6 protein-coding genes are annotated in these 6561 nt (G+C 71.0%); 1 reads left to right on the top strand and 5 read right to left on the bottom strand.

What is annotated here, in order from left to right:
• On the bottom strand, nt 1-1123 hold a 1123-nt coding region (gene ftsZ / locus IJH84_RS04055; RefSeq protein ID WP_295140331.1), incomplete at its 3' end, for a cell division protein FtsZ.
• A gap of 577 nt (nt 1124-1700) precedes the next feature.
• On the opposite strand from ftsZ, the gene IJH84_RS04050 reads away from it, so the two are divergent.
• Nucleotides 1701-2609, top strand: coding sequence for an SDR family oxidoreductase (locus IJH84_RS04050; RefSeq protein ID WP_295140329.1), 909 nt, complete (start codon nt 1701-1703; stop codon nt 2607-2609).
• Here IJH84_RS04050 and IJH84_RS04045 read toward each other — a convergent pair.
• From IJH84_RS04045 to IJH84_RS04030, 4 genes are all read right to left on the bottom strand, one after another.
• On the bottom strand, nt 2593-3585 hold the full coding sequence (locus IJH84_RS04045) for a YafY family protein (protein WP_295140328.1): 993 nt from the start codon (nt 3583-3585) through the stop codon (nt 2593-2595). The two genes, IJH84_RS04050 and IJH84_RS04045, sit on opposite strands and share 17 nt — an antisense overlap.
• A 52-nt stretch (nt 3586-3637) precedes the next feature.
• Nucleotides 3638-4459 (bottom strand): carbohydrate ABC transporter permease, encoded by an 822-nt coding sequence (locus IJH84_RS04040; protein ID WP_200070027.1) that lies wholly within the window; start codon nt 4457-4459, stop codon nt 3638-3640.
• The gene (locus tag IJH84_RS04035) at nt 4449-5345 is read right to left on the bottom strand and encodes a carbohydrate ABC transporter permease (RefSeq protein ID WP_295140324.1); all 897 of its coding nucleotides are present in this window, start codon (nt 5343-5345) and stop codon (nt 4449-4451) included. Before IJH84_RS04035 ends, IJH84_RS04040 begins: the two co-directional genes overlap by 11 nt.
• The coding region (locus IJH84_RS04030) for a sugar ABC transporter substrate-binding protein (RefSeq protein ID WP_295140321.1) at nt 5342-6561 on the bottom strand (1220 nt) is incomplete at its 5' end. The genes IJH84_RS04030 and IJH84_RS04035, both read right to left, overlap by 4 nt.

Genomic DNA, 6561 nt, shown 5'->3' with positions numbered 1-6561 from the left:
GTTGCGCGGTGGCCGGTTGCGCAGGCGCCTGCTGCTCGACCGGCTGCGGCCGGGCGGGCGGGGCCTGCGCGCTCGGCGTCGACTCGCCGTCCACGACCTGGCCCTCGGTCACCTGGGTTTCGCCGGCTTCGTCGGTGCCGCCGATCTGCTGCGGGTCGAGCTTCTTGTGCGTCGGCGCGCCCGCGTCGAACCCGGCGGCGATCACGGTCACCCGCACCTCGTCCCCGAGCGAGTCGTCGATCACCGTGCCGAAGATGATGTTGGCTTCGGGGTGCGCGGACTCCTGCACCAGCGAGGCGGACTCGTTGATCTCGAACAGGCCGAGGTCGGAACCGCCCGAGATGGCCAGCAGCACGCCGTGCGCGCCCTCCATCGAGGCTTCCAGCAGCGGCGAGTTGATCGCCTTCTGCGCGGCCTGCACGGCTCTGCCCTCGCCACGGGCCGATCCGATCCCCATCAGCGCGCTGCCCGCGCCGGACATCACGCTCTTGACGTCGGCGAAGTCCAGGTTGATCAGCCCGGGCGTGGTGATCAGGTCGGTGATGCCCTGCACACCGGACAGCAGCACCTCGTCCGCGGAGCGGAACGCGTCCATCAGGCTGACCCCGATGTCGCCGAGCTGCAGCAGCCGGTCGTTCGGGATCACGATCAGCGTGTCGCAGCAGTCGCGGAGTTCCTTGATGCCCTCTTCGGCCTGGTTCGCGCGCCGCTTGCCCTCGAAGGAGAACGGGCGGGTGACCACGCCGATGGTCAGTGCGCCGAGCTTGCGGGCGACGTCGGCGATCACCGGCGCGCCGCCGGTACCGGTGCCGCCGCCTTCGCCGGCGGTCACGAACACCATGTCGGCGCCCTTGAGGACCTCTTCGATCTCGTCCTTGTGGTCCTCGGCCGCCTTGTGCCCGACCTCGGGGGCGGCGCCCGCGCCGAGGCCGCGGGTCATCTCGCGGCCGATGTCCAGCTTCACGTCGGCGTCGGACATCAGCAGGGCTTGCGCGTCGGTGTTCACCGCGATGAACTCGACGCCTTTGAGCCCGACCTCGATCATGCGGTTGACGGCGTTGACGCCGCCGCCACCGATGCCGACGACCTTGATCACCGCGAGGTAGTTGTGCGGGGGCGTCATCGGGTCCGCCTTCCTGATCGTGGCTGAGCGCTCTGCGTTGCTCGGACCGCCGCGTGCGCGGTCACCGGGGGTACCGGCCGACTGTCCGGCCGTTGCCGGGGTGTTCCCGTGCAAGCACAAGATCGAAACGCGGTCAACCCTGTACCGGGTGCGGACGTTAGGCATGTCGGCGCGGCCGCGTCCAGCAGCCACGCCGGAAGATCTCCCAGGAGTGTCCCCACGTCACAGCTCCGCCTCGACCGTCGTTCTCGCCTGCCCGTAATCACCTGCTCGCTACCGCAGGCAGTGCCGCGCTCGTTCGCGACCGTGCCTTCGTCCGCAGCCGGGTCTTCGTATGTCGCAGCTGGGTCTTCTTTTTGCAGCTATGTCTTCGTTTTGCAGCTGCACCTTCGTTCGCAGCCGACGCGGTGATCCGCGCGTTACGCGATCACCGCGTCCACCGTACCGCGCGTCCGGCGGCGCAAGGCGGGGCATTCGGCAAAGCGCTCGCGGTGAATCGCGACAGCAGATGTCCGGATTGGGGGTCAGGCTCACCGCGTCGGCCGTTCTGAGCGGCCGTTCGACAGGGAGGAAACGCATGGCTGGACCGCTACAGGGCAAGGTGGCACTGGTGGCCGGAGCGACGCGCGGCGCGGGCCGCGGCATCGCCGTCGAACTGGGCGCGGCGAGCGCGACGGTGTACGGGACCGGGCGCACCACCCGCGAACAGCAGTCGGACTACGGACGGGCGGAGACCATTGAGGACACTGCACGGCTGGTCGACGCGGCGGGCGGCGAGGGCATCGCGGTCCGCGCCGACCACACGCAGCCGGACGAGGTGCGCGAGGTTGTCGCACGGATCGAAAGCGAACGCGGCAGGCTGGACCTGCTGGTCAACGATCTGGGCGGCGAGCACCTGACGGACTGGCACAAGCCGGTCTGGGAGCACTCGCTGCGGATCGGGATCGACCGGCTCCGCGTCGGCATCGAAGCGCACCTGATCACGAGCCATTTCGCGCTCGGGCTGCTGTCGCGCACGCCCGGCGGCCTGGTCGTGGAGCTGACCGACGGCACGGCGGAGTACAACCGGCGCTACCGCGGCGACCTGGGCGCGTTCTTCGACGTGGCGAAGACCGCCGCGAGCCGGATGGCGTTCGGGCTGGCCGAGGAGCTGCGCCCGCACGGCGGCACCGCGGTCGCGGTGACGCCGGGCTGGCTGCGTTCGGAGATGATGCTGGACCTGTTCGGCGTGACCGAGCAGAACTGGCGGGAGGCGACCGAGCCGCACTTCGGCATCTCGGAGTCACCGCGGTTCGTCGGGCGGGCGGTCGCGGCGCTGGCCGCCGATCCCGAGGTTGCCCGGTGGTCCGGGCGGACGCTGTCCAGCGCGCAGTTGGCGCAGGTCTACGGACTCACCGATGTGGACGGTTCCCGGCCGGACTGCTGGCGCTACATCGAGGAGGTCGTCGAGGCGGGAAAGCCGGAGGACGTCACCGGCTACCGCTGAGCTGTCCGAGTTCGCCCGCCTCCGCGTAGAGCCCGGCAAACCTGGCCGCGGCGCGCGCCATCCGCCCCCGCAGTTCCGGCGGTGCCAGCACCTCCACCTCGGGGCCGAGCGCGAGCAGCTGGTCGTAGGCGACGTCCAGGGATTCGACGGGCAGCGTGGCCGTGACCAGCCCCTGCTCGTCGGTCTCGCCGTGCTCGGCGTGCTCCGCGGCGAAGCGGTCGAGGTGCACCGGCAAGGCGCGCACGCCTGCGGGCGTGAGCCGGACGGTGACGCTGTCGCGCAGCAGGCTGCGGGCGAAGTCCTCGCTGCGCCGCTGCCAGAATCCGGGCAGGTCGAAGGACTCGTCGCGGTCGAACGGCCCGGCGAGCTCGACGTGCTGGAACCGGTCGGCGCGGTAGACCAGGAACCGCTGCCCGACCCGGCAGGCGACGTACCAGGCGCCCGCTTTGAGCACCAGCCCGTGCGGCTCGACGTCGCGCCGGACCTCCCGGTCACCGCGCCGGTACACCGCTCGCACCGACCGGTCCTGCCAGACGGCTTCGGCGAGTTCGCCCAGCAGCGGCGGAGTTCCGCAGCGGCGGAACCAGCCGGGCGCGTCGAGGTGGAACCGCCTGCTGACCCGCTCCGGCGCGTCCTGGGCGCCCGGGGCGAGCGCCGCGGAGATCTTCCGGCGCGCGCTGGCGACCTCGCCGGTCAGGCCCATTTCGGCCGCCGGGCCGGGGATCGCGGCCAGCAGCAGCGCCTCGGCTTCGCCCCGGTGCAGCCCGGTCAGCCGGGTCCGGTAGCCGCCGAGCAGCCGGTAGCCGCCGTGCCTGCCGCGTTCGGCGTAGACCGGCACGCCCGCTTCGGCCAGTGCGAGCACGTCGCGGGCCACGGTGCGTTCGGAGACCTCGAGTTCGCCCGCGAGGTCGGGGCCGGTCATGCTGCCGCGCGACTGCAGCAGCAGCACCAGCGAGATCAGTCTTGCCGCGCGCATGGCTCCCCCTTCCGACCGGCACGCTACGGGCGAGCCCCGACAGACCGACCGATCAGCGCAGCCCGCTGGTCTTCAGTGACGAGATCAGCCAGCGCTGCCCGAGCAGGAACACCAGCACGGTCGGGATCGCGGCGAGCATCGCGGCGGCGATGACGTAGTGCTGCTTGGAGGCGTACTGCCCTTGCAGCGAGGCGATGCCGACCTGCACGACGGTCAGCGACTCGTCCTGCGCCACCGCCAGCGGCCACAGGAAGGAGTTCCAGTTGGCCAGGAAGAACAGCACGGCCAGCGCGGCCAGCATCGGCCTGCTCAGCGGCAGCACCACGTGCCAGTAGATCCGCCAGTGCCCGCAGCCGTCGAGGTGCGCGGCCTCCTCCAGCTCGCGCGGTACGCCGAGGTAGAACTGCCGCAGCAGGAAGATCCCGAACGCGTTGAACACCCCGGGCACGATCAGGCCCGCGTAGGAGTCGACCAGCCCGAGCGAGCGCACGATCAGGAACAGCGGCACCAGGATCACCGGCAGCGAGACGAGCAGCGTCGCCACCACGGAGGCGAACGCCATGCCGCGCCCGCGGAAGCTCATCCTGGCCAGCGCGTAGGCCGCCATCGAGTGCGCGGCCAGCGCGAGCACCGTGACCGCGGTGGCGACGAACGCGCTGTTGGCCAGGTACCGCAGGAAGGGCACCTCGGTGAGCACGTAGACCACATTGGACAGCGTCAGCGTGCTCGGCCAGCTCGTCGAGAACAGCTCCGACTCCGGGCGGAACGCCGCCAGGGCCAGCCACAGCAGCGGGGCCACCGTCAGCAGCGCCGCCAGGTACGCCAGCACCGCCTTCACCCGCGGCTTCGTCGCGCGAAGCGCCTTATTGGGCATCGAACCGCCCTCCCCTGGTCGCCGCGAACAGCCCGCCGGTGATCGCGGCCAGCACCAGCACCAGCAACCCGCAGATCGCCGCCGCGTAGCCGAACCGGCCGAACTGGAACGCCTGCTGGTAGGCGTAGTAGACGACGGTGGAGGTGGCGTTGGCGGGCCCGCCGGAGGTCGTGACGAAGACCAGGTCGAACGCCTGCAACCCGGTGACCGCGTTGACCGTCGAGGTGACCAGCACGAAAAAGCTCGTCGGCCGCAGCATCGGCCAGGTCACGTGCCGGAACCGGTGCCACGTTCCCGCACCGTCCACGGTGGCCGCGTCGTAGAGGTCGCGCGGGATGTCGTGCAGCCCGCCGAGGAAGATCAGCATCTGGTAGCCCATCAGGAACCACGCGCTGATCAGCACCAGCGTCAGCAGCGCCAGGTCCGGGTCGCCGAGCCAGGACACCCCGCCGAGGCCGAACACCGCCGAGAGCTTGCTCAGCAGCCCGGTCTTGTCGGTGAGCAGGAAATGCCACAGCAGCCCGACCACGACCAGGCTCACCGCGTTCGGCAGGAACAGCGCGGCCCGCACCGCCCCCACCCCGGGGAAGTGGTCCCGCACCAGCAGCGCAAGACCGAGCCCGAGCGCGAACGCCAGCGGCACGAACAGCACCGCGTACAGCGCCGTCACGCCGAAGCTGCGCCACAGCAGCCCGTCCCCGGCCATCAGCCGGAAGTTGTCCAGCCCGGCCCACTCCACGTTGCCGAAACCGTCCACATCGAACAGTCCGACCACCAGCGCCAGCACCGCGGGGATCGCCACGAACACCAGCAGGCCGATGCCGTCCGGCGCCAGGAACGCCAGCGCTGTGCGGCCTTCGCGGCGCCGAGTCCGCGGGGCCGTCATTGGATCGCCGCCCCGTCGTAGGTGCCGAGGAACGTGTCGATCTGCTCGGCGGCGCCCGCCACCGCCTGCGCCGGGTCGGCGCCGTCGAGCTGGCAGGCTTGCAGCGCGTCGGAGATCGCACGGTAGACCTCCGGCGGATAGCGCGGTTCCGGTCGCGCTTCGGTCATCACCTCGTCGGCGAACACCCGCAGCGGTCCGCTCTCGAACGCCCCGCGCCGGTCGGCGGCCCGGCGCACCGAGTACCGCGCGGGCAGGTTCGTCTTGGCCTCGGTGTTCCACCGCCGCACCCGCTCCACGCAGGCCGGGTCGGACGAGCCCAGCGCCCACACCACGAATTCCGCAGCCGCGTCCGGGTTGTTGCCCTGGGCGTTGGCGACCATCGCCCAGCTGCCCAGCGCGGTGGTGTAGGAACCGCCCTGCGGCACCGGCATCGGCGTCACGCCGTAGCGGAAGCCGGCCGCCTGCTCGGCGATTTCGGCGATGCCCCAGATCCCGAGCTGCTGCATCGCGCAGTAGCCGTCCGCGAGGTTGGAGATCGAGTCGTTGCCGCCCTCACCCCGCACTCGGCGCGGAGCGGAACCGGCGCGCACGGCGTCCTGCCACCACTGCAACGCGCGGTGCGTGGCGGGTGAGTCCAGCGAGCAGCGGCGCTGGTCCGGGGTGAACACCTCGCCGCCCGCCATCCACATGCACTGGTACCAGGTGTAGTTCTGGTAGTAGCCGGGATTGGTCTCGAACAGCATCCCGAACCGCTCCGGCGTGGTCAGCCGTTCCGCCAGCGCGAGCAGGTCGTCCCAGGTGCGCGGCAGGTCCCCTTCGGACAGGTGCGCCTGCTCGAAGGCTTGCTCGCCGTAGAACAGGGCGAGCGGTTCGATCTCCATCGGCAGCCCGTACACCCGGTCGTCGACGACCCTGGTGGACAGTCCCTGCGGCAGGAAGTCCTCCCGCATCCCCGGTTCCAGGTGCGGGGTGAGGTCGGCGAGCGCGCCGCCGTTGTAGTAGCGCAGGAAGTCGCCGGGGCTGAGCAGGAACACGTCCGGTCCGGCGCCCGCGCTGAACGAGGTCTGCAGCGTCGGCCCGGACTTGTAGTCCTTGTTCGGCACGTACCGCAGGCGGACCTGCACGTCGTGGGTGGCGTTCCACTCCGCGGCCAGCTGCACGACCCAGTCGCTCTGGCTCTTGGTCTGCCCGCCCGGACCGTAGAAGTTCCAGACGT

The organism is Saccharopolyspora sp. (assembly GCF_017434145.1).
Classification (GTDB): Bacteria; Actinomycetota; Actinomycetes; order Mycobacteriales; family Pseudonocardiaceae; genus Saccharopolyspora_C; species Saccharopolyspora_C galaxeae.
Note: the sequence above shows the minus strand (reverse complement) of the source record. Positions and strands in the feature narration are given on the sequence as shown.

Coding starts and splice junctions, on each gene's coding strand:
- IJH84_RS04050 (WP_295140329.1), top strand. CDS start 1,701: ATGGCTGGACCGCTACAGGGCAAGGTGGCACTGGTGGCCGGAGCGACG.
- IJH84_RS04045 (WP_295140328.1), bottom strand. CDS start 3,585: ATGCGCGCGGCAAGACTGATCTCGCTGGTGCTGCTGCTGCAGTCGCGC.
- IJH84_RS04040 (WP_200070027.1), bottom strand. CDS start 4,459: ATGCCCAATAAGGCGCTTCGCGCGACGAAGCCGCGGGTGAAGGCGGTG.
- IJH84_RS04035 (WP_295140324.1), bottom strand. CDS start 5,345: ATGACGGCCCCGCGGACTCGGCGCCGCGAAGGCCGCACAGCGCTGGCG.